Source organism: Paenibacillus sp. Z6-24 (genome assembly GCF_054161335.1).
Map to the genome: position 1 here is coordinate 3,397,679 of NZ_CP096398.1, position 22,332 is coordinate 3,420,010.

At 48.4% G+C, this 22,332-nt stretch carries 23 protein-coding genes; 7 read left to right on the forward strand and 16 right to left on the reverse strand.

From position 1 onward, the window contains the following. Nucleotides 1-121 precede the first annotated feature (121 nt). Nucleotides 122-1,363 carry an MFS transporter gene (locus M1D61_RS14760; protein ID WP_458119393.1) on the forward strand — a complete coding sequence of 414 codons (1,242 nt, stop codon included), beginning with the start codon at nucleotides 122-124 and terminating at the stop codon, nucleotides 1,361-1,363. Between the two features lie 338 nt (nucleotides 1,364-1,701). On the opposite strand, the gene M1D61_RS14765 is transcribed toward M1D61_RS14760, so the two are convergent. Further along, complete coding sequence (locus tag M1D61_RS14765) at nucleotides 1,702-2,349, reverse strand: O-methyltransferase (protein WP_458119394.1); 648 nt, start codon at nucleotides 2,347-2,349, stop codon at nucleotides 1,702-1,704. A 226-nt stretch (nucleotides 2,350-2,575) separates the two neighbouring features. Between M1D61_RS14765 and M1D61_RS14770 the strand changes: the two genes are divergently transcribed. Both M1D61_RS14770 and M1D61_RS14775 read left to right on the forward strand, forming a co-directional pair. Next, complete coding sequence (locus M1D61_RS14770) at nucleotides 2,576-3,736, forward strand: THUMP domain-containing class I SAM-dependent RNA methyltransferase (protein WP_458119395.1); 1,161 nt, start codon at nucleotides 2,576-2,578, stop codon at nucleotides 3,734-3,736. A 335-nt stretch (nucleotides 3,737-4,071) separates the two neighbouring features. Beyond that, nucleotides 4,072-6,081: an LTA synthase family protein gene (locus tag M1D61_RS14775; RefSeq protein ID WP_458119396.1), complete on the forward strand. Its 2,010-nt coding sequence runs from the start codon at nucleotides 4,072-4,074 to the stop codon at nucleotides 6,079-6,081. A 210-nt stretch (nucleotides 6,082-6,291) separates the two neighbouring features. Here the strand turns inward: M1D61_RS14775 and M1D61_RS14780 are convergent, their stop codons facing one another. From M1D61_RS14780 to M1D61_RS14820, 9 genes are all read right to left on the reverse strand, one after another. After that, nucleotides 6,292-6,531 (reverse strand): YuzB family protein, encoded by a 240-nt coding sequence (locus M1D61_RS14780; RefSeq protein WP_046215629.1) that lies wholly within the window; start codon nucleotides 6,529-6,531, stop codon nucleotides 6,292-6,294. A gap of 23 nt (nucleotides 6,532-6,554) precedes the next feature. Further along, on the reverse strand, nucleotides 6,555-6,863 hold the full coding sequence (locus M1D61_RS14785) for a HesB/IscA family protein (protein ID WP_458119397.1): 309 nt from the start codon (nucleotides 6,861-6,863) through the stop codon (nucleotides 6,555-6,557). Nucleotides 6,864-6,961: 98 nt separating this feature from the next. Next, a complete protein-coding gene (locus tag M1D61_RS14790; protein ID WP_046215691.1) occupies nucleotides 6,962-7,183 on the reverse strand; it encodes a hypothetical protein in 222 nt (73 codons plus the stop codon). A 200-nt stretch (nucleotides 7,184-7,383) separates the two neighbouring features. Continuing rightward, nucleotides 7,384-7,587 (reverse strand): hypothetical protein, encoded by a 204-nt coding sequence (locus tag M1D61_RS14795; RefSeq protein ID WP_458119398.1) that lies wholly within the window; start codon nucleotides 7,585-7,587, stop codon nucleotides 7,384-7,386. 198 nt (nucleotides 7,588-7,785) lie between these two features. Beyond that, the gene (locus tag M1D61_RS14800) at nucleotides 7,786-8,253 is read right to left on the reverse strand and encodes a YtxH domain-containing protein (protein ID WP_458119400.1); all 468 of its coding nucleotides are present in this window, start codon (nucleotides 8,251-8,253) and stop codon (nucleotides 7,786-7,788) included. A gap of 210 nt (nucleotides 8,254-8,463) precedes the next feature. Continuing rightward, a complete protein-coding gene (locus M1D61_RS14805) occupies nucleotides 8,464-9,078 on the reverse strand; it encodes a helix-turn-helix transcriptional regulator (protein WP_458119402.1) in 615 nt (204 codons plus the stop codon). A gap of 160 nt (nucleotides 9,079-9,238) precedes the next feature. Then, nucleotides 9,239-9,676, reverse strand: coding sequence for a DUF86 domain-containing protein (locus M1D61_RS14810; protein WP_458119403.1), 438 nt, complete (start codon nucleotides 9,674-9,676; stop codon nucleotides 9,239-9,241). A 14-nt stretch (nucleotides 9,677-9,690) separates the two neighbouring features. Further along, nucleotides 9,691-9,978, reverse strand: coding sequence for a Dabb family protein (locus M1D61_RS14815; protein WP_046215624.1), 288 nt, complete (start codon nucleotides 9,976-9,978; stop codon nucleotides 9,691-9,693). Between the two features lie 259 nt (nucleotides 9,979-10,237). After that, complete coding sequence (locus M1D61_RS14820; protein WP_458119405.1) at nucleotides 10,238-10,858, reverse strand: 50S ribosomal protein L25; 621 nt, start codon at nucleotides 10,856-10,858, stop codon at nucleotides 10,238-10,240. Nucleotides 10,859-11,280: 422 nt separating this feature from the next. On the opposite strand from M1D61_RS14820, the gene M1D61_RS14825 reads away from it, so the two are divergent. Beyond that, a complete protein-coding gene (locus M1D61_RS14825) occupies nucleotides 11,281-11,898 on the forward strand; it encodes an XRE family transcriptional regulator (RefSeq protein WP_458119407.1) in 618 nt (205 codons plus the stop codon). A gap of 292 nt (nucleotides 11,899-12,190) precedes the next feature. Here M1D61_RS14825 and M1D61_RS14830 read toward each other — a convergent pair whose 3' ends face one another. The 5 genes from M1D61_RS14830 to M1D61_RS14850 form a co-directional block, all read right to left on the reverse strand. Beyond that, nucleotides 12,191-13,282, reverse strand: coding sequence for a substrate-binding domain-containing protein (locus M1D61_RS14830; protein ID WP_458119409.1), 1,092 nt, complete (start codon nucleotides 13,280-13,282; stop codon nucleotides 12,191-12,193). 404 nt (nucleotides 13,283-13,686) lie between these two features. Then, entirely contained in the window at nucleotides 13,687-14,613 is a 927-nt protein-coding gene (locus M1D61_RS14835) for a prenyltransferase (protein ID WP_458119411.1), read from the reverse strand. A 259-nt stretch (nucleotides 14,614-14,872) separates the two neighbouring features. Then, nucleotides 14,873-15,331, reverse strand: coding sequence for a PTS sugar transporter subunit IIA (locus M1D61_RS14840; protein WP_458119413.1), 459 nt, complete (start codon nucleotides 15,329-15,331; stop codon nucleotides 14,873-14,875). A 137-nt stretch (nucleotides 15,332-15,468) separates the two neighbouring features. After that, on the reverse strand, nucleotides 15,469-16,842 hold the full coding sequence (locus M1D61_RS14845; RefSeq protein WP_458119415.1) for a PTS fructose transporter subunit IIC: 1,374 nt from the start codon (nucleotides 16,840-16,842) through the stop codon (nucleotides 15,469-15,471). Between the two features lie 86 nt (nucleotides 16,843-16,928). Next, nucleotides 16,929-17,741 carry a DeoR/GlpR family DNA-binding transcription regulator gene (locus M1D61_RS14850; RefSeq protein ID WP_458119417.1) on the reverse strand — a complete coding sequence of 271 codons (813 nt, stop codon included), beginning with the start codon at nucleotides 17,739-17,741 and terminating at the stop codon, nucleotides 16,929-16,931. 499 nt (nucleotides 17,742-18,240) lie between these two features. On the opposite strand from M1D61_RS14850, the gene M1D61_RS14855 reads away from it, so the two are divergent. Together M1D61_RS14855 and M1D61_RS14860 are read left to right on the forward strand one after the other, a co-directional pair. After that, entirely contained in the window at nucleotides 18,241-19,215 is a 975-nt protein-coding gene (locus M1D61_RS14855; RefSeq protein WP_458119418.1) for a hypothetical protein, read from the forward strand. Between the two features lie 398 nt (nucleotides 19,216-19,613). Beyond that, complete coding sequence (locus M1D61_RS14860) at nucleotides 19,614-20,198, forward strand: 50S ribosomal protein L25 (RefSeq protein WP_458119420.1); 585 nt, start codon at nucleotides 19,614-19,616, stop codon at nucleotides 20,196-20,198. 226 nt (nucleotides 20,199-20,424) lie between these two features. Here M1D61_RS14860 and M1D61_RS14865 read toward each other — a convergent pair whose 3' ends face one another. Beyond that, complete coding sequence (locus M1D61_RS14865; RefSeq protein ID WP_458119421.1) at nucleotides 20,425-21,129, reverse strand: O-methyltransferase; 705 nt, start codon at nucleotides 21,127-21,129, stop codon at nucleotides 20,425-20,427. 225 nt (nucleotides 21,130-21,354) lie between these two features. Here M1D61_RS14865 and M1D61_RS14870 point away from each other — a divergent pair, with 225 nt between their 5' ends. Then, complete coding sequence (locus M1D61_RS14870; protein WP_458119422.1) at nucleotides 21,355-22,245, forward strand: LysR family transcriptional regulator; 891 nt, start codon at nucleotides 21,355-21,357, stop codon at nucleotides 22,243-22,245. The last annotated feature ends 87 nt before the right edge of the window (nucleotides 22,246-22,332 follow it).

Below are 22,332 nucleotides of genomic sequence, written 5' to 3' on the forward strand. Positions count from 1 at the left end.
CGGAAGTTTCAACAGATGAAAAAAGGTTTTATTTTTTGCATTAATCTGCTATAACCCCGGCGGAGTGGGTATAAAATATGGTATAATTATAGAATGGACTTTTTTAAGGAAGTGAAACAGGATGCGCTTTTCAAAATCAAAATTGGAAGCCTGGCAGCTCAATCTGATGGTGCTGTGGTTCGGCCAATTTCTTGTTAACGCAGGCACAACGATGATCGTTCCTTTTATTGCCCTGTATCTGTCGCAGGACATCGGTGTGCAGGGTGAACATCAGATTGCGATCTGGTCCGGAGTGATCTTTGCGGCTAACTTCGTAACTTCATTTATTTTCCAGCCGCTCTGGGGCAAGCTGTCTGACCAGTACGGACGCAAAGTAATGCTGCTGCGCTCCGGCTTCGGGATGGCGATCGTATTTACCGCGATGGGTTTTGCCACCCAGGCCTGGCATCTACTGGTGCTGCGGCTGATCAACGGAACGATCTCGGGCTTTAACCCGGCGTCCACCTCACTGATCTCCAGCAATACGCCCAAGGAAAAGATGGGCTTTGCGATGGGAATCAGCCAATCCGGCACCGTAGCCGGCAGTATTCTCGGACCGCTGATCGGCGGGATTATGGCGGATACTGTGGGGTTCCGCTATATTTTCTATATTACAGGCGCCTGTATTTTTATGGCGAGTCTGCTGGCCCTGTTCCTCGTTCGGGAGAAATTTGACCGCTCCGCGGCAGCCCAGATGCCCAAGGTATCCGTATTATCCGGGCTGCGCGAACTGAGTCTGACTCCGCAGCTGCCGGCACTGTTCACGGTCACCCTGCTGCTGCAGTTTGCCATGATCAGTCCGATGACCCTGCTGCCGCTGTATGTGCAAAAGCTGCAGGGCAGTGTGGAGAATCTCGCTTTCTGGTCAGGTCTTGTCAGTGCGGTGACCGGTCTGTCCAACATGCTGATGGCTCCGATACTCGGCAAAGTCAGCGACAAGTATGGAGCCCACAGGGTACTCACCTTTTCCCTGATCGGCGCCGGGTTGATGCTCATCCCACAGGCTTTTGTGCAGAACGTCGGCCAGCTTATTGCCGTACGCTTCCTGATGGGATTATGTATGGGCGGTCTGCTGCCAAGCGTCAACTCACTGATTCGATATTATACCCCGGACGGCATGGAGAGCCGTGCTTTCGGCTTTAACAGCAGTACAACCGCACTCGGCAATATGACGGGCTCCGTTATGGGCGGTGTACTGGCAGGATTTATTGGTATCGAGGGGCTGTTCATCATGTCGGGGATCATGCTGCTGCTCAATATGTTATGGGTACGAACCAAACTCTATACCCGCCCAACCGCCGGCAAGCATCATCGCTCTGCTTAGACTGCGGATATGCCAGCATTTTATTTTTTGGCATATTCCCCTATCTCCATAACGCAAAAAGAGGCTTCCGATCCCATCACCAGGATCGTGAAGCCTCTTTTTTTAGTGAATACTACATCAGAGTGAAGGAATGGGAATTGGGTCAATGGACGACCTTGAAGCCCGGGAATCCACCTTCTCTTCCATTGCGGATTTCCTGGCTTTACCGGAAGACGTGATCCAATCCCATTCTGTAACGGATGCTGATTCACCTCTTCAGCATCAAGAAACAAGGAACAGCCGATGAACAAAGCGCTCATGCCGCCCTGCGCAGCAGCCTGCTCAAACCCTGTATTAGATTAGCCTTTGACCCGTGCCAGTGCCAACCCATCAAAAGCCGGCAGCAGCGTTCCCGTCAGACGCGGATCGGATACAATGCGGCGATTAAATTCGCGTACCGCCTGTATGGCAGGTCCATTACGGTCCAGATTGAGCGTTCTGCCCCGCAGCAGCAGATTATCTCCGGCAATAATGGCACCGGGGTTCGCCAGCTCAATAGCATAATCCAGATAATTCAGATAATTCAGTTTATCTGCATCAATAAAGAAGAAATCAAATCGCTGTCCTTCCTCCTTCAGCTGATGCAGGCTTTTCATTGCCTCACCTACACGGTACTCTACCTGATCGCCGTATCCAGCCAGACGCAGATGCTCATGAGCCAGCTGGGCATACGCTGGCTGCAGCTCCAGCGAGACAATCTTCCCGTCTTTCTCCAGTCCACGGGCCATGCATACGCCGCTGTAGCCACCCAGTGCACCGATCTCCAGCACCCGTTTGGCTCCGGATAGCTGGATCAGCATAGTCAGCAGCCTGCCGTATCCCGGTACAACCGATACTTCGGGCATGCCTTTTTCACGAATCGTCTGTTTGATCTGCAGCAGTAGTTCATCTTCCTCGATCAGCTGCTCCATATATTCTTCTGCACCTATTACATTTCTGTCTGTCATCTCTTATTTAGCTCCTTTAATCCTAATCTTTCGTCCGGGTCTGCCGATACTGTACTAAGAGCCTGCAGACCGTCGAAATTCATTTTGCCAATGAATAAATAATTTCCGCCAAAATTTTGGAGAAACGTTTGTAAGTATTCCGGCATTCACCTATACTAGATTGTATGGTTTTGAGACCGAACTCACAAGTTGAATTGTGAAAAGCTATAGGAGTTGAACATATATAATGAAACAGCTGGAACTGATTGCAACCTGCCCGATGGGTATCGAGGCTGTAGTTGCACGTGAATTGAAACTGCTCGGTTATGAAGATACCCGCACCGAGAATGGACGTGTCCGATTTACCGGTGATTTTATCGATATTTGCCGCTGTAACTACTGGCTGCGTACAGCAGACCGGGTCGTCATCAAAATGGGGGAATTCCCGGCAACAACCTTTGACGAACTGTTTGAAGGGGTCAAAGCGATTCCATGGGCAGACTTTATCCCGGAAGACGGCGAATTCCCGGTATCCGGACGCTCTCAGAAATCGCAGCTCAGCAGTGTTCCCGCTTCCCAGGGGATCGTCAAAAAGGCAGTCGTGGACAAGCTGACTCAGACCTATGGTACAGAGTGGTTCCAGGAAGACGGCGCTTTGTACTCGATCGATGTATCCCTGTATGAAGATACGGCGCTGATTACCCTGGATACCACCGGACCTTCCCTGCACAAGCGTGGATACCGCAAGCATGCGACCGAAGCACCGCTCAAGGAAACAATGGCTGCCGCACTGATCCTGCTCAGCCGCTGGGGCCCGCACCGTCCGCTGTATGATCCGTTCTGCGGCTCCGGTACCCTGCTGATTGAAGCTGCCATGATCGGCTGGAATATTGCACCGGGACTGCGCCGTACCTTCCCGTCCGAAGGCTGGAGCATTATTCCCGATGAACTGTGGGAACAGGCTCGTGATGAAGCATTTGATGCAGTTAAAGATGATATTCCACTGCAGATTACCGGCAGTGATATTGATCCGGAAGCGATCGAAATCGCCAAAGCCTGCGCCAAAAGTGCCGGACTCGGCAATGAGATCGAGTTCAAAGTAATGCCGGTATCACGCATCCAGCCGCAGGGCAAATTCGGCTGTATCGTTACGAACCCACCGTACGGCGAGCGTCTGAGTGAGAGCAAGGAAGTCGAAGCGATGATTCGCGATCTGGGTAAATCCTCGATTTACCTGCCGGACTGGTCCGTGTTTGTTATCACGCCAACACGTCATTTTGAACAGTTCTTTGGCCGCAAAGCAACCAAGCGCCGCAAGCTGTACAACGGCCGGATCGAATGTCAGTTCCTTCAGTATCTCGGTCCACTGCCACCGCGTCCCAACAAGGAAGAATCCACTGCACACTGATCATATGTTTATGATTGGTGTTGCATCGCTTATTATCGGCAACACAAAATAATACAGCAGCAGAGGAACCCGTTGCTCTGCCTGAAGCAGGAATGCCGGGGCTGATCGCCTTCGGCCCTCTGCACACTATTATTTGTAAACGACAGGTTAATTTGGAAAACAGAGTGTTAAATCCGGGTTACCGGCAGTACTCCATATTACACACCGCACAGCGGCGAATTCTGCTTATAGCAGCCCGGTTCGCCGCTGTGCTATGTGTTTACTTATCTTATTATGTAAACGCCAGGTAAGAAAGCATTGCAGAACACCTGGCTTTTCAGCAAGGGGGCTATATTTTGGAATATCTATCTTCCCGTCCACAGCGAAAAAGCTGGCTTCAGCGTATACTGTGGCCCTTTGCCCCGGTCAGAATAGACTATCTTCTCTTTTTGATCCTGATGATGGGCAAATTGATTTATCTGCACAGTAACTTGCATGTGCAAAATATTGATATGAATACACTTGATAAAGTCACTGCACTCGGTTCGGTGCTGCTGGCTTCGTTCTGGACATTATGGCTGCCCAGACGAGGACGTATCGCCGCACTAATTGTACTGGATGTGCTGCTGAGCTTCCTTATGTTCTCTGATCTGGTCTACTTCCGTTATTTCCAGGATTTCATTACGATTCCGGTATTGATGCAGGCCAGTCAGGTCGAATCACTGGGCGGCAGCATCCGTGAACTAATCCATATTTCGGATGTATGGCTGTTCGCAGACTGGATCGTACTGATCGGTGCAGCGGTATATGGAATCGTACGCCGAATCAGACGTCGCCGTGACTACCGTGCCGGCACGTACAGAGCGGATAACGGTTATGCACAGAGCCGCAGCCGTCGTGTCGTGACACGTCTTATTCAGGGAGCTATGATTTTCACGCTCGGATGGGTGCTGACTTTTGCCCCGATCAAATATGCCACGTCTACATGGGCGGTTGGCTTGTTCGTCGGCAACTGGTGGAATATGTCATTGTATAATGTAACCGGACTGCTCGGCTTCCATGGCTATGATGTATATCGTTATGCACAGGATCACTGGGGCAAAGGCAACCAACTGTCCGCCCAGGCGACAGACGAAGTCAAAGAGTGGTTTGACGACAAGCAGCAAAATCGTGCTCAAAAAGGCGACGATGCCCTGTTTGGTGCCTACAAGGACAGCAATGTAATCGTTGTGCAGGGTGAAGCATTTATGAATTTTGTGGTCGGCAAAAGCTTTAACGGCCAGGAGATCACACCCAACATCAATCGTCTGATGAAGAGCAGCATGTATTTCAGCCAGTATTATCATCAGACCGGACAGGGGCGCACATCCGATGCGGATATGGCTTCCAATGCTTCCCTGCATCCGCTGCCGACCGGTTCCATTTTCACCCGGTATGCGGATCATCAATATGATACACTGCCATCGATTCTCCACAAACAGGGCTATGGTTCGTATGTATTCCATGCCTATGAGCCAAGCTTCTGGAATCGCTCGGTCATGTACCAGAATATGGGCTATGACCATTTCTACAGCAAAGAGGACTTTACGATCGATGAACCGCTTGGCTGGTCACTCGGTGACAAATCCTTTTTCCGCCAGTCAATCGAGAAAATGTCTGCCGAAAAGCAACCTTTCTACTCGTTCCTGATCACGCTGTCCAGCCATCACCCGTATACACTGCCCGCTTCGGTACAGGAGCTGGATATGGGTGATCTAACCGGTACAACCTTTGGCGACTATATCCAGTCTCTTCATTATGTGGATGCCGCTCTTGGTGAAATGGAACAGGAAATGAAGGACAAGGGATTGTGGGATAATACGATCCTGCTGTTCTACGGCGATCATGACAATTCACTCAAGGACAAGGCACCGATGGAAGAATTTCTCGGCAAGCCGCTGACCGATCTGGATATGGAACAGCTCATGAATCAGGTACCGATGCTGATTCACCTGCCGGATGGCAAACATGCCGGTACGTACAACATTCCAACCGGACAGCTGGATATGACGCCATCCATCCTGCATCTGCTTGGTGTGAATGCCAGCCCGTATTACCTGATGGGCAATGACATGTTCAATGACAAGGAAAAGAAACTGGTCGTGCTGCGTACCGGAGCCTTTACCGATGGCAAAGTGTTCTACATCCCGTCAGCGGATGGTATCTTCGAACACGGTACCGCCTATGATATGAAGACCCGTGAGCTTACGGATGTCGAGCGCGCACGTGACAGTTATGATGAAGCCCAGAAGCGGCTGAACGTCTCGGATGAAGTGATCACTCATGATCTGATTCGTAAGTTCCATAATGAGGCAGCTGCCAAATAAAGCAGCAGAGTCGATCATCCGGATACTGCAAGCCTGCACTTCTGCTTTTTATAAAGTAATCCTAAACCAAAAAGCCTCCGTTCACTTCTCCCGCAGGAGTAGTAGAACGGAGGCTTTTGTTGATCATCACCACTGAATGCAGCCGTCTATGGCTGCTGAACTATCAGCTGTAATGGGAACGTTCGATTGCAAAGGATCAGACGCTACAGTTTATGCTTGAGCCGAAGGCTTTTTGACAAACTTGGCGACTTTCTCCAGTACTTCATCTTCGGTTGGAGCGCTGACGTATCTGCCATTGATAAATACAAAGGCACGCTTGGCGCAGGGCCCGCAGTAGGATTTGCAGCCGATCTTGATTTCGGCATCCGGTGCCAGCTTTTCGAGCTTGGGTAGTATCGTTTTCAGACGGATATGATTGCATTCATCACATACGCGTATATCGTTAGCCATGAAAATGTCCCTTCTTGATCATCTTAGTGGTGATGATGACCGTGGTCGCCTTTGGAAGGATTCGTAATGACAAAGCCTTCTTCTCCGGTGTACAGATAGTCGATTTTGACGCCATCCAGCCAGGATTCGTTAGGATCAACAGCCACATCAATTTCTTTATCGGTAGTTACGATGACTTCGTTCGCCTGCGGCTCGCCGAGGTCAAGACCATAATGCACATGATCTCCGTGAGAATGCGTAACAAACACGCGCAGTTTCAGGCCTTCATTTTCCGGCTTGTCTATTTCTTTTCTCAGAACTTTGGCAGCATTACGGGTAATTTTGACTTTCATGAGATCAGCTCCTTGGAATCAACTTGCCTGCAGCAGAGCAGGACACAATACTACTATTGTATAACTGGCATCTGCATTACGCAAGGATAAACCAAGCCTTAGCGCTGTGGATTATAGTCGATCGGTGCCAGCTTGGTCTCCGCTCTGGATACGAACCAGTTCATCATGAGCAGCGTCACTCCAATATCGTCAATCGGCATAAATGGCATCACATCGGGCATTACCCAGTATACCAGTACCGGTATGGCAAACAGCAGTTTCTCCCGCAGCGGAAGCTCTCTGGAAGTCAGAAGCCCGGGCAATTTTCTGAAAACGTTCATCCATTGTTTGGCCGAGAATAATCGGGTCCATTTTGACAAGTCAGATCTCTCCCTTATATATATGAATTAGAATTAATTTATCCTTCTGCAAAAAAAGACATCCTCATCGCACACCCAAAGCGTAGCTGACACAGGGACATCTCTTCGTATAATACGTTTGGCTGTCAAAAAGTTTCATTTTTTGGCACAAAAGATTCATTTTAATCCGGGCTGAATAATTGTCTCCACATCCGCCATGGATAATAAAACGGTCCATCCTGCTGGACAGCTAAAGACTTGCTGTACGAAGCGCTTGCGGCTGCCTGCTTGTACGTATACGACTTGTGCACTGTACCCGTATCATTCAGGTGTACGAATATATAGAGGAATAAGGCCATCAGCAATGCGATAATCCTGTATTTCATCAGAAATACACCTCCTTTAGTCGTATAGTCCGTTCCTTTTAATTACTTACATAATTAACCATAGTATCTGGTGATATAAACGCTTCAATCAGTATTTGAAATTATAAATGCATCTTATTTCCATAAAAAAACGCCTCATCCACTGGATGGGCGCTTTGATTTATATCTGCATTCGGTCCATTATCCGTCATGTGCGGATTAGACGCTGTAGTTGCTGTTTTTGTTTATGCCGGCTGGCGGCGTTGTACCTGTTTTGGCACCGCCTGTTGGTGTGGAAGATCCGGTCGATGTGCTGCTGGAAGATGAAGCTGATCCAGCAGAGCTGGAATTGGAAGACTGATCCGAACTGCTGTCTTCGTCCTGACTTTCCTTGAACTCGGCCAGTTCTGTTTTCACTTCTTCCGTAGCCGTCTGAATCTGCTCTTTCCACTCTTTGGCTACGCCGATGGATTCTTTGACTACCTCGACCACTTCGCGGCCTTTCTCGGTAACTTCATGGCCTTTTTCATTCATAACCGGTCCTTTTTCTTTGACCAGCTCAGCCAGTTCCATCAGGCTGGCACGCATTTCTCTGCCTGTTTTTGGAGACAGCAGTGCTGCTACCCCTGCGCCAATCAATGCTCCTGCGATCATACCGTATACCAATTTCGATGTTTGCTGTTCCATTATTATCTCTCCCATTCTCGTAAAATGTACTCTGCTCTATATTACCCACACAGATAGCAATTATCCCACTTTTGTGAAAACGGACACATATTTATGTCTTTGGAATCAAAAATTCCGTGAAATACAGGCTCAACGGCATATGAATCCAGTACTGTTCATGTTTACAAAAAACAGCCTTTTCCCGGTTCATTCCGAGAAAAGGCTGCTTTTTTATTTCTGTATACGGTAGATGCAGCATTGTCCGCCTTTGGCGATACATTCAGTGCGCGTCACCTTGGCACCCAGCAGGGTCTCGAACAATTCCTGTTCACAATGACAGGCGACATTATATTGATCGGCCACCCGGTTAATCGGGCAGTTAAATTCATAGATCGTAAATTCATCCGGACGGGTCTGCTCATACCTCGCCATATATCCGCTATTGTGCTGAATCTCGGTCAATGTGGCGACCCGCTCTCCCAGAGTCTGCTGTTCCATCAGCGGCTGGTAACGACTCAGCAGCTTGCGCTTGCGGCCTTCAAATACTCTGGTAATCTCTTCTTCTCCCAGCTCATCCAGCAAATCGAGCGCCAGCTGGTGATAATTATGCGGAAAATGCTCCTCTGCCCGTTCACTGAGACGAAAGCGCAGATACGGTCGTCCTGTCGGAATCTTTACCGTCTCCGCCAGCAGCATGCCTTCCTGCTCCAGCGCCTGAATATGACGTCTAACCGCCATCTCGGTAAGATTCAGTTCACCGGCCAGATCGGCTACACTTGCCGGGCCCCGGGTTTTTAAAATCATCATGATGGTGCGCCGGGTCGACGGCTCCTGGTTGGATTTCATCCCCTGACCCCCTTGCATTAAAATAAAAATGACCCTGTTCGCCGTTGTCAGCGAAAAGGGTCACATCATCCCTTTAATAATACCGTTATTGTAGCTTATCCGGTTGGGGATGTAAATTCAAACTCATATAAGCAGCAAATATTGCCAGCTGCTGAAGCTATCAGGAGGATGTGGATGTTCCCAGCTCCTGATCCAGATAGCTACTGATCTGCCGGATAAAAGTATCCAGCGTTTCCGGCATAATCGGTGTCAGCGGATGCAGTTCACTGCGCGGCCAGTCATAATAATCCTGCACGAGCGGACGGCGCAGACGAACGAGCTCCATCAGCCGGGCAGCGGTATCCGGATCGACGACCTTCTCGTCCAGCATAATATCCACGATATCTTCATAACTACTGGCATCCCGCATAATGAATCCATCGATCAGATAACTGCCAATATCGGTTACACACTCCACAGCCAGATGCAGCGCACGCTCCTGCACCATGCCGGAGGTTAGACTGCCATCCCAACCGGAAGCTACTTGTGTCAATGCGGTTCGTACATCATCCAGCGCACGAATTCGGCGTTCGATCTGTTCACGATTGACATAATACATGGTGCAGCACCGCCTTAATATTCGTAATCAACAGCAATCGTAGATTCTTTGACCGTACCAATATAATCGCTTACTTTGACATGCTCCGGGTGAACCTGATAAGCCTGCAGTCCATCCATATCATCAAATGTAGTCACAAGAGCCACATCATAGGAACGCTCGCTGCGAACCAGATCAATCCCCACTTCGATCGAACGCAGGGATTCCACTTTGCCTTCCAGATTGCGTAGTCCGGAAACAACCGTATCGATCACGGCCGGGGAAGCTTCTTTGAATTTGAACAGTACAATATGTTTGATCATAACAAGAATGTCTCCTTTGATAGTTGGGATTCCATTCCAGCATGCGGTTCACCGGAATATGTACTTTATTATGGTATCATATTCCACCCTCATTTATTAAATGAAATCTTTTATACCCGCAGGTGCAGAAATAAAGGGAACCTCTATGAAAGAGGCTCCCTTCTGTATTAATCATAAAATAACTGCATTCATAGTATATGCTCCGATAGCTCTGTCCAGTTCTGCATCCGGAACATTGCATATGGTGCATATGCCTGAATTACTCGGCGTCTCCGCTGCCTTCAGATGCAGCACCTTCATCGGTCGAAGGCGTTTCTACATCTTCATCCGCTACACGCGGTACGGCTACGGAAGCGATAATTTCTTCCGGATTGGAATCGAGAGTGACACCGGATGGCAGTTCCACATCACCGGCTGTAATGCTGTCGCCGATTTCCAGATTGGATACATCAACGGTCAGTATGCTTGGCAGGTCTTTGGCCAGACCGGACAATGCCAGTTCTGTTGTCTGGTGCTGGAATACACCGCCTGCTTTGGTACCGGCTGCTGTACCATGGAAATCCAGCGGTACGTTAATGCTGATGGATTTGCTGGAGGATACCTGCATAAAGTCTACGTGCAGGATGCGTCCTTCCTGGCGCTGGATATCCTTGAGCAGTACCTGTACATTCTTGCCGTCACTGAGTGTCAGCGAGAAAATATCTGCGCCTCCGCGACGAGCCTGAGCTTGCAGCTGCTTGCTATCTACGTGCACCGGGATACTTCCCAGATCAGGTCCATATACTACGCCAGGTGTACGTCCGCTTTGACGAAGCTCACGGATGGCGGAATGTTTTGTTTCTTCACGTTTTTCGGCTTGGATTTGCGTGTTTGTACTCATAAGTATTGACCTCCCTAAATTATGAACGATATTTGCTATTTACATAGTGCAATCGATCCAGTGATAGAGCTACTGGTCATTATTCTTATGTACCCGTATAGACGAGATTTGTATCACTTTATTGCTTTTTTCCATGGTTAAAATGCAATAAATAAAGATTAAAACAACCTTTTACAATACAATTATACTCAATTTATAAAACCATTTTTCTCCTTGAATGCCAAAAACAATTTATTGTCGGACAATAATACTCAGGTTTATGTCATTTTGTATCAAAGTCGAATTATTATGTTAAATTTCCTTTAAGAAAGGTAATTATTTTAGTAAAAGTCTTCTTGAAACAAGTGTCAGTGTGTTGTAGGATGTTGAAAGGACCATAAAACCACCTGCAAAAATATGAATAATTATTTATCGGAGGAAATATGCCTAATCAACCAGAACGACATTTTATAGAGGCCTGGTCTCTGATCAACCGTAAATACCTCGGCAAAGGTGTCCGCGTGAAGAGATTCCGTCGACCTACACGCTGCCAGGTCCGCAATCGCGTTTTACTGGCTGTACTGATGGTAAAGGATATTAAGTTATCCGAGCTTGCGGAACGGTTATCGGTCTCATCGCGCAGTGTTAGTGCCTGGGTCTACGAAGGCCGTCTACCGGGCAAAGCCAATCTTGAAAAGGTCTGCCGGGAACTCGGATACCCGCATCATATCCTGTTCAACCAACAGGTGATCAATAATAGTCCGGTGATTTGCCAGCAGGCCCCGTCCCGTTTTATGAAACGGACCATTACACGCTCACCAGTGCGTAATCATATTCTTACCGGCTTATGTATGGTCCACGATCTTTCCGTTACCGATGTGAGCCACTGGATTGGCGTTCATCCGGGAACCTTCCGCAAATGGCTGCATCAAGCCACTCTGCCATCACCTGCTTTTCAGGAAAAAACGGAACAGTTTTTCCGCATTCCCAAATCCGTTTTGTTCGCTGATTGTGTGCTGGGAGAGCAGACTGAACAGGAATTTGCAGAAATACAGCTTTAAACAGGGACGTCTATAGAGTCCACTGTCCAGAATAAAAAGAAAGCCCCATCCTTCACGCCATTTTGGGTGTCAGGTGGGGCTTTACTTGTCTTGACATTCAATAGCTAACTATGAATCCACTCTGGATCAGATGCGTTTTATGCAGTTCTTACCCGTGTAGATCACCTATCCCTGCCGCTGATCTGTATACTGTCGGAAATTGGCTCCAGAAGTAGAGTTATCTTTTGGCCGTCCCGGTCAGCAGCGTCAGACCAGCTTTTACACCAATACGTACCCTTACAAAATGCATGTCTCAGCGGGATACGACCGCAGGTGCCGAAGTCGAATCCCGCTGAATCAGCTCGGGAGTATGAATTTTTTCCTCCCAGCTGCTGGCACCGTTCATCATTTGCAGAATCATATCGGCAGCAGCTGTTCCGAGCGCATGCTTCGGATGGCTCAATGTGGTCAGCTTCACTTCTGTCGCTGTCGCCAGGAAAGAATCGTCAAATCCGACCATGGACAGGTCATCCGGTACGGACAACCCGGCTTCACGGACAATCTGCAACAAATTGATCGCCAGCTCGTCATTATACAGCACCCAGCCGGTCGCCCGGTCAGGTTCGGATTGACGAATCAGCTGCTGGGTCTGCTCCAGCGGAGCGATATGCTTGTCCTCGGTAGTATAGGTGAAGATCAACGAAGGCTGGAGCGGGATGCCATATTTGCGGTGAGCGGCGACAAAACCGCGCATCCGGCGTACTCCCTGCATATCGTCCGTTTTGAAAAAGCCAGCAATCCGACGGTGGCCCAGTTCAATCAGATGCTCTGCCGCCAGGAATCCGCCCTGTTCGTCATCCATCCGCAGACAGGGCGAATCCATCTCTTCATAGCTGGCATTGATCATTAGATAGGGAATTTCACGATTCTCCATCGTCAGGAAATAGTTGAGATTGGCACTGCGTTCCCCGCTGCGGGTCGGCTCCACAATCAGTGCCGCCGGACACTGGTTGAGCATCATCTCCAGACATTCCCGCTCCTTGACCGGATCATTTTCGGTACTCGCCAACAGCAGCCGATAGCCTTCTGCACGCAGCCGGGTCTCAATTCCCTGTACGATCTGCGGGAAAATATAATCGGAGATATAAGTTGTAATGACCCCGACGATCCGGTTATCTTCCTGCGGCTTGGCGACCGGATCGGCTACAAATGTCCCTTTTCCCTGCATCCGGTTCAGCCAGCCTTCACGCACCAGCTCTCCCAATGCCTGACGCACGGTCTGCCGGCTGACACTGAACTGCTCGGCAATCTCATGTTCAGATGGCAGACGACTGCCCGGCAGCAATCGGGAAGAGTGAATCCAGGACAGTATTTCATCTCTTACTTGTCTGTATTTTGCGGCCATGGTTCCTCCGAACGTATAAATTGGATTTTGTATTATTGTACTACATTAGTGGATACGCCGGTCGGATTCGCTGATGATCATCGAGAGCCCAACCCAATAAGATACCGCTTACATTTCCAAATCGTCTTATACTTGTATGTATGACTTTTTGGATTTATTAACTTTAAATATAGTTGTACATACATTTTAAGAAACTTTTGCATGGATGTCTATGCCAATTCCCAAGTTCATCGGCAAAACAGCGGATTAGACCATAATCCGACTATCGCTATACCAAACAAAACAGCGCAGCCTGCTGGATCCAGGACTGCGCTGTCAATAATACTATCTATTTCTGTGCATTTTATACTGCTGCTGTTTCAATTGATTGCAGATACCGAAAATAATCAGCTAACGATGGTTCATCAGGTTCCAAACCAGCGACTGATCAGCTGCAGCAGAATAAGCAGACCGCCAAACTGCAGAGAAGTCCGCAGCGACAGCCAGAGCAGACGCTGATGATTCTGCAGATTGCGCTTCTCGCCTTTCATCTCGCTGTACATGCGGCACAGCGGCCAGGCGACGATCAGTGCCAGAATACCATAGACCGGGATAACACCAGTCACTACACACATTACAATGCTCAGCAGAGCAAGCGACAGTAGCACCACAGAGAAGTAGAATGATTTGGTAACCCCCCATCTGACGACAAGAGTACGCTTGCCCACCTGCTGATCCGTTTTCCAGTGTAAAAAGTGATGATTGAAAAAAGTCAGCGTGGTCAGTATTCCCATAGGCAGAGACAAAACCCACAGCCGGGGATCAAAATAGCCGGTCTGCACATAATAGGAACCCATTACCGGAAAAATACCGAATGACAGCAGATGTGCCATCTCGCTCATGCCTTTGCCGACATATCCATAGCGTACTGGCGGCACCACATAAAACAGCGCCATAAAACAGCCCAGTCCGCCGAGCAGCAGCACTCCCCAGCCGCTGATCACATACAGCACCACCGCACAGATCAGTGCGACTCCCAGTACACACCAGGAGACAATTTCATAATTGCGCTCACTCCATTTGCCGGAAGTCAGATATCCCGAATCGGTCGAAATCGCTTCATCCGATTCATAGGCGGCCTGGTCTGCACCGCTGCGATAATCCCACAGATCATTGATCATCATGGAAAAAATATGTGCTGCACAGGCTCCGATCATCGTAATCAGTGCAATCCATACATTAAACGTTCCATTCCAGACCCAGGCGGCCAGTGTCCCCTGTATGATACAGATCGCCATCAGTGGCACAAAGTGCATTCTTGAAGCCTGCCGGAATTCCTGCCATTTATTCATTATATTCCACCTTTCTGTTCGGATTGGTATTCGTATCCGTATGGCCAAAATAACTGCGATTGCAGCTGCAAATACCATACTAATACGTTCCTTCATGGGCTGTTTCCAAAAGTATGTACATAACAAACTGGTATACAGCTACATGCATCATTAAACAGCTTGTTAAGTGAATAAACCCTGCATTTGCAGGAGAGCGGACAACAAAAAAGACAGCATCCATAGGAAGCTGTCTTGGCGAACGGTGAATCAAGTACTTATTTTAGCCGATATGCCGGCTCAGAATATCGATCACTTCCTGCTTGCTGCCGGCACCCAGCAGTTCGGCACGGAATTCATCATGGATCAGCTTGCGTGATAGAGCCACCAGAATCTGCAGATGTTCATTACCTGCGTTGGCTTCGGGAACACCGATCATAAAAGCCATTTCTGCCGGCTGATCGTCCAGCGACTCCCACTCCAGCGGCTGCTGGAAACGGGAGAACGCCAGGGCTGCGCGGACTACGCCTGCCGATTTGCCATGCGGTATAGCAACGCCAAAACCAATACCGGTCGAACTCTGCTGCTCGCGCGTAATTACCGCCTGAATAAAGGCTGCCGTATCGGTCACTGCTCCTGCGGCATGCATGCCTTCAGCCATTTGCTGAATCGCCTCTTCCCGGGTCGCTGCAGTTGAAGGAAGAAAAATACTGTCTGTGCTTAGCAGTTCATGGATGTTCATGAGATTCGGCTCCTTTGGATATACGTTATACTGCTGGTTTAGAGTGGTAGTTTTTTGGGCATATATGATGTACAGATTACTGCTCTGTATGGACAGCGGCCGGTTGAAATGCCGGCCGCCTGCTTGTTCTATTTTGCTTAGGCTGTTACTTTGCGTTTGAGCAGCAGTACCATCAGTGCTGTCACGATCGTACCAATTGCGATGGATAATACATAGTAGCCCAGGTTATCGATCGCATTCGGGATGAACAGTACGAACACGCCGCCATGCGGTGCATGCAGACCGCCGCCGAACAGCATCGACAGACCGCCGGCTACTGCCGAACCGACCATAAAAGCCGGAATGATACGAATCGGATCTGCGGCACCAAAAGGAATAGCACCTTCGGTAATAAAGGACAGACCGAGTACGGAAGCGACTTTGCCTGCTTCACGTTCTTCTTTGGTAAAGCGATTCTTGGCGATCAGGGTAGCAAGCCAGATTCCCAGTGGAGGTGTCATCCCTGCTGCCATAACGGCTGCCATCGGGGTGAAGATCGATGCCCCCAGCAGACCTACTGCAAACGTATACGCAGTTTTGTTGAAAGGACCACCCATATCGAGTGCCATCATGGCACCGAGAATGGCACCGAGCAGTACGGCATTACCTGCTCCCATATTGGTCAGCCATGCGGTCAGCTGTTCCAGAATCCACTGGATCGGTTCACCTATAACGTAAACCATCAGCAGACCGATAATCAAAACAGACAATACCGGAACAATCAGAATCGGTTTGAGACCTTCAAAGTTTTTGGGCATTTTGATACTCTTGATCAGCCAGTGTGCTACATAACCGGCGATAAAACCGGCGATGATGCCGCCGATAAAGCCTGCGCCCATATCCTTGGCGAGTACCCCGCCGACGAGACCCGGTGCCAGACCCGGCTTACCGGCGATTGAGAAGGAAATGAAACCGGACAGAATAACAACCATCAATCCCATCGAAGCGCCGCCAATAGTGGACAATGCAGCTCCGAATGAACCTTCTACCTGATCCACTCCGCCTTTGGTAAAGGCAAACAGGAAGGAAAAGGCGATAATCAATCCACCGGCGATAACGAGCGGCAGCATATTGGATACGCCGTTCATCAGATGCTTGTAAAACATATTTTGCTGCTTGCCGCCGCCAATCACTTCTTCTGTCCGAACAGGGGCTGTACCATTCGAAGCTTCCATATTCAGTGCACGTGTGATCAGTTCGCCCGGAATTTTAATTCCCTGGGCGACAGGTACGCGTACAACCGGTTTGCCGGCGAAGCGTTCTTCATCCACATCGGTATCTGCCGCTACGATAATGGCATGTGCTTCGGCAATCTCCTGGGCAGTGAGTCCATTCTCTACGCCTACAGCACCGCGCGTCTCCACCTTAATCTCGATATCCCGTTCTCTTGCCGCTTTGGCCAGCGATTCTGCCGCCATATACGTGTGGGCAATACCAGTCGGACAAGCGGTAACAGCCAATAATTTTTTCATATTCATATCCCCTTCTGTTCATATCATTCATGGACACATGGAACCTTTTAATATAGCGCTTACAAATCAGTTGTTAATGGAGCGCATTAGACGACAATCATATCCAGTCCGAGTCTGCGCAATTCATTCACCATCTGAATCGGTGCTCCCCCATCCGTAATACAGTAATCGATATCGTTCAAATCGGCAAATTTGGCGTAGGCAATACCGCCCATTTTGCTGTGATCCGCCAGCAGAATAACCTGCTTGGCAATATCGATCATTTTGCGCTTGATCGCTGCTTCGGTCAGATTCGGGGTGGTAATGCCTTCCCGAATGTCCAGGCCGTTGGTTGCCATAAAAGCTTTGTCCACCCTTACCATATCCAGTGCCATCTCTGCCATCGGTCCTACAAATGCCTGTGTATCCGGCCTCAGCAGACCACCGATAATCGACAGCTCGATATTGCGGCAATCTTTTAACTCCCCCAGTACGATTACCGAATTGGTGATGACCCGAATGCCTGATCGGTGTCGCAATTCCTTTGCCAGCGGCAGTGTCGTTGTGCCCGAATCCAGCAAAACGGTATCTCCCTGATTGATCATCTCGGCTGCCCTGCGGGCAATGCGCTGCTTTTCCTCCCGGTAGGAATCTTCCTTATCCACCATGTTCGGTTCAAAGTTCACACTCTGCAGGGAAACCGCTCCGCCATGCGTCCTCTTCAATAGTCTTGCATCTTCGAGTTCCTTGAGGTCACGTCGTATCGTTGAATCGGATACTTCAAAAGTCTCTCCCAGTTCCTGAACGGATGCCCGATGATTCTTGCGTACGTATTCGACTATTTTATGCTTTCGTTCTTCTTCGAAAAGCACAGGGACATCACCGCCTGTCTGCTTGCTCAATATATAATCATAACCCATGGTATCGAGGGTGATCCTGGTGTATACGTTCAGTGATTACATTTGATCATTTGTGATCATCCTTGATTGATTATGATTATAATAGCGCTTTCATTACCTGTCAATAACATTATTTTTATTTTTAAAGTTCTTTTGTTATACGGATCACCATACATTCTATATCGTCCTCAAAAGCCTTTATATTTACAGGGTTTTAAGCGGTGTAAAAGATTATTTTTATCTACGTTTTGAGTCAAACGGAAGCCTTCAATCACAAACGGTCATGAAGACGGGAAATGTTCTTTGTTCCTCATACTGTCTCTCCTTCTACATTTTTTGAGTACAAATGTATTTTATATTTTTATAATAATTAAGAATGGCGATGACGCAGGCCATATGCAAGGTACTCTGCCCGCTATCCTTGTAGTACTTGCCGGGATAAAACGTAACTTTTCATGAAAGGATCGCGTCTGAGTATGTAAGCAGAAGGTAACGAAGAATTCCCAAGGAGGCTTATTGTATGATTCCTATGTCAAAAAAAACGCCCATCCATCCGATTAAACAGCAATCTCCTCGCCGATTAATTCTCATCGGCTTAACGGCTGCACTGCTGGGCACCAGTATTACCGCTGTCCCATCTTCTCTGCTGCCGATCAAGCAGGCGCAAGCAGCGACAGCCGTGCAGACCAGGCAGGCGCAGAGTTCCTACAATTTATTTGTCCAGCGGCTGCAAAAACCGGCGACTCTCGGATGGGCACGGGCCACACTAGTCAACCGGATCGATGAATTCACTCCATCCCGGGCGACACTTGCCGTTCTGAAGCTGGAGAATGCCTACAACAATCATTGGTTAACCGCGATGGATCGAATCAGCAGAACCGATCTTCAGCAAGCGATTCATAACATCTACAAACCGGGCATGAGCATGCGCACTGCTGCAGGCCAGGTTAAAGGATTGGACAACCGGATCGTTCTGCAGGATCTGGCCGATATGGGATACAAGTTGGAAGCTACCGAAGGTACGTACCATCCGGTGGTCGATTACAAAAGCTTCAAGGTATTTAATCCATATATCAAACCGGATATCCGTGACTATATTAATATCATGGCTGCTGAAACCGACCAGCCTACCAGCAAGGACGCAGGGATCATTATCGGCTGGGGTGAGCTGCTAAACCGTGCGCTGGCGATGGAAAACTTCCTGAATACCTATTCCTCCTCCAACCGCAGAAAAGCCGTGCAGGAATGGTATGACCGCAGCAAAATGTATATATTTCATGGATTGGACAATACGCCGCTGTTCCAGTATGGTACGCTGACAATTGATCCTGAGGCCCGTAATGCCTACCAGCGCATACTAAGCAGCAAAACGGCGGAACAGATCAAAAAAAGCAAACTGCTGACCCAGCTGCAAGACTATCTGGATCTGATCGAACAATCCGGCGGCAAAGAAACGACTGCGGTCAAAAACTTTCTGAAGCAGCATTCCCTGTAATCAAAGTACACAGAGCATCTTGAACAAGAACAGGCCGTTTCTACCGGTAGATCCGGGAAACGGCCTGTTTCTTGCCCAGATAAGGGGTAAGGTAAATGTCCGATAACACAAGCGATTCCACCACTTCTTTCTAGGTCAAATGCTTATCGACAAACTGTACATGCTAAATTCAATCTAAACCCGTTATTATGTAAACAATCAAGATAATATTTTTTACCTGTAATGTAATAAAAATTGACAATATGAGAACCTGTGTTAAGCTTAAAGGAGTCATAAACATACCTATTCAATATTTCGAACGACGGATTGGAACGATGAACACATCTCTAAATCCGTCTTTTTTTATAGGCATATTATTTACCAAATACACTTTTGTAACATACCCAGGAGGCAATTAAATGAGTAATCTAATCGAACTAAATGCACGTACACATGAACAGAAATCACAAAACAAAAACCTGAGAAAAGAAGGCAATATTCCTGCTGTCGTATACGGCAAAGACTTTGGCAGCCGCTCTGTAAGTGTCGGCGAAAAAGCTCTGCTGCTCGCGATCAAGGAAAACGGCCATGCGATCCTGAATGCCAGCATTCCGGAAATTGGCAACAAACCGGTTGTTATCCAGAACATCCAGCGTGATGCTCTGACCAACAAAATCATCCATATTGATTTTCATCAGCTGAACATGAATGCAAGCATGGATTCCATGGTAACCATTCATTTTGTCGGCGAACCAGCGGGCGTCAAAGCCGGCGGAAGCCTGCAAACCGAACTGTATGAGATCGAGACTCGTTGTATGCCTGATAATCTGCTCAGCTCCTTTGAAGTGGATATCAGCAGCATGAACATCGGCGACAGCCTGCTTGTATCCGATCTGGAACTTCACAAAGGCGTAGAAGTACTGACCGAGCCTACAGCGGTTATTATCCGTGTAGCTCCACAGGGACAGACTGCTGAAGAGACTACAGAAGAAACAACAGCATAAGCAGTCCTGCTGTTCAATTCTCTGATGATCCAATCGGGTAACGAGAGGTTGGCAGAGACTATTGCACAAGCTGTCTATGATGAATTGTTATGATATATAGCAATATACAACCATCAACACCTCCAATTCTCCTTATGCCTAATAGGAGAGATTTGGAGGTGTTTTGTCGTGCCATGCCGATCAGAAGCACGGAACCCGTCTGCGATGATCTATTAACATGGTATGGTTATTGGACTGAACACTTCCCATCATTGACAATTCCGATCATGAATCCATCGTATCCTTTGCTGCCAATCGTCTGAAGTGCCGTAGCTGTAATACGCGGTTCCCCGGCCAGCATATCGTAGAATGTTCGCACTCCTTTGATGCGCGGGTCACTGCTCTGTTGGTTAATAATCTCCCCTTCACGGATCACATTATCACCAAAAATGACAGTACCCGGTCGGGAAAAGCGAAGCGCCCATTTCAGATAATCCGGGTTGTTCGGTTTGTCCGCATCGATAAAAATAAAATCAAAAGCTTCCGCATCTTCTTCATCCAGCCGGGCCAGCTGCTTCAGCGCATCTCCCTGTCTCAGTTCAATCTGCCCGGTGACACCGGCAAGTTCAAAATTAGCTGCAGCAGTATCTGCATGATGCCGATTCAGCTCTAACGTAACAATCCGGCCTCCTGCAGGCAGTGCACGCGCCATCCAGATGGTACTGTAGCCGCCGAGCGTACCAATCTCCAGTATCCGGCGCGCTCCGGACATCCGAACCAGCAGTTGCAGAAACCGGCCCTGTAAAGGCGATACATCAAATGGCGGCAGATCCGCCTGTTGATTGCTTAACAGCACCTGCTTCATGATCGAATCCTCGGGTATCAATTTCTGCTCTACATAATGATCTACCTCGCTCCAGCGTTGTTCATTATCTGTATATCCATCACTCATATTCATCGCTCCTCCATGCTGTTATGTCCGATATCATTAATCTCTCTTCTCCCTGTTGATGAGGGATGTGATAAGCTCTGATCTCTGTTATCAGCATAACGCGCAAAAAATGATAAATATAATATATCTTTATCTATTATTCATACATATATATTATGATTGTAAAAACATAAATCAGGAAGAATAACACCAATTATCTCTTTTTGAATGAAAAGGAGTCTAACGATGAACCTGCATGCCCTTCGTTTGTTTTATACAATCGCTTCTACCGGCAATGTAACCCGTGCCGCAGAGCAGCTGAACATTAGCCAGCCTGCTATTACAATCCAGGTGAAAAAGCTGGAAAAAGAGCTTAATCTACAGCTGCTTCAGCCGTTTGGACGCGGGATTGCCCTAACGGCTGCGGGAAAAGATATTGCCAGTATGGCAGCACGGCTGTTTGCGGTAGAGCAGCAGATTGAACACTTCTGCCAGCAGCATGAACAGGGACTTACCGGACATATTGCGCTGGCAGCGACGTATTTGCCTTCCCACTTTCTGCTGCCCGGCTGGCTGTCCCGTTTCAAGCGGCAGTATGAAGAAGTCGAGCTGACGATTTATACGACCAACTCAGCAGATGCGCTTCATATGCTGACCCACGTACAGGTAGATCTCGCAATCTATGGAGGGGTACCGGAGCGTATGAACGAATGGATCGATATGGAGGAATTATTCCGGGATGAACTCTGGTTTGTGGTGGCGCCGGATCATCCATATGCCGAACGTCATATTTCACTGGCCGAGATGATGCAGCAGCCTTTTGTCATGCGGGAACAGGGCAGCTCCACCCGGGAACGCCTGCTTTCTCTTTGCCGTACCTACAATCTGCCCGCACCGCGTATCACTTTGCAGTTCAATGGATTGCATGAAGCGATACAGGCGGTTATTGCTGGCTATGGAGCGAACTTTGTCTCTTCCATCATTGTGAAGGAACGGGTAAAACGGGGTGAACTGTGCCGTGTTTATGTAGATGAAGTACAGTTATACAATACAATCGCTGTCTGCACACGCAGCCAGGAACCGCTATCTGCGGCAGCGCGTCATTTTATAGAATTGATTCGGTCCCATCCTTTTTAACAATTAGCTTGCATTCGAAAATACAGGTGTACAAAAAAATCTCCCGCTGCCTTCTATCCAGACGGATACAGGCAAGCGGGAGATTCT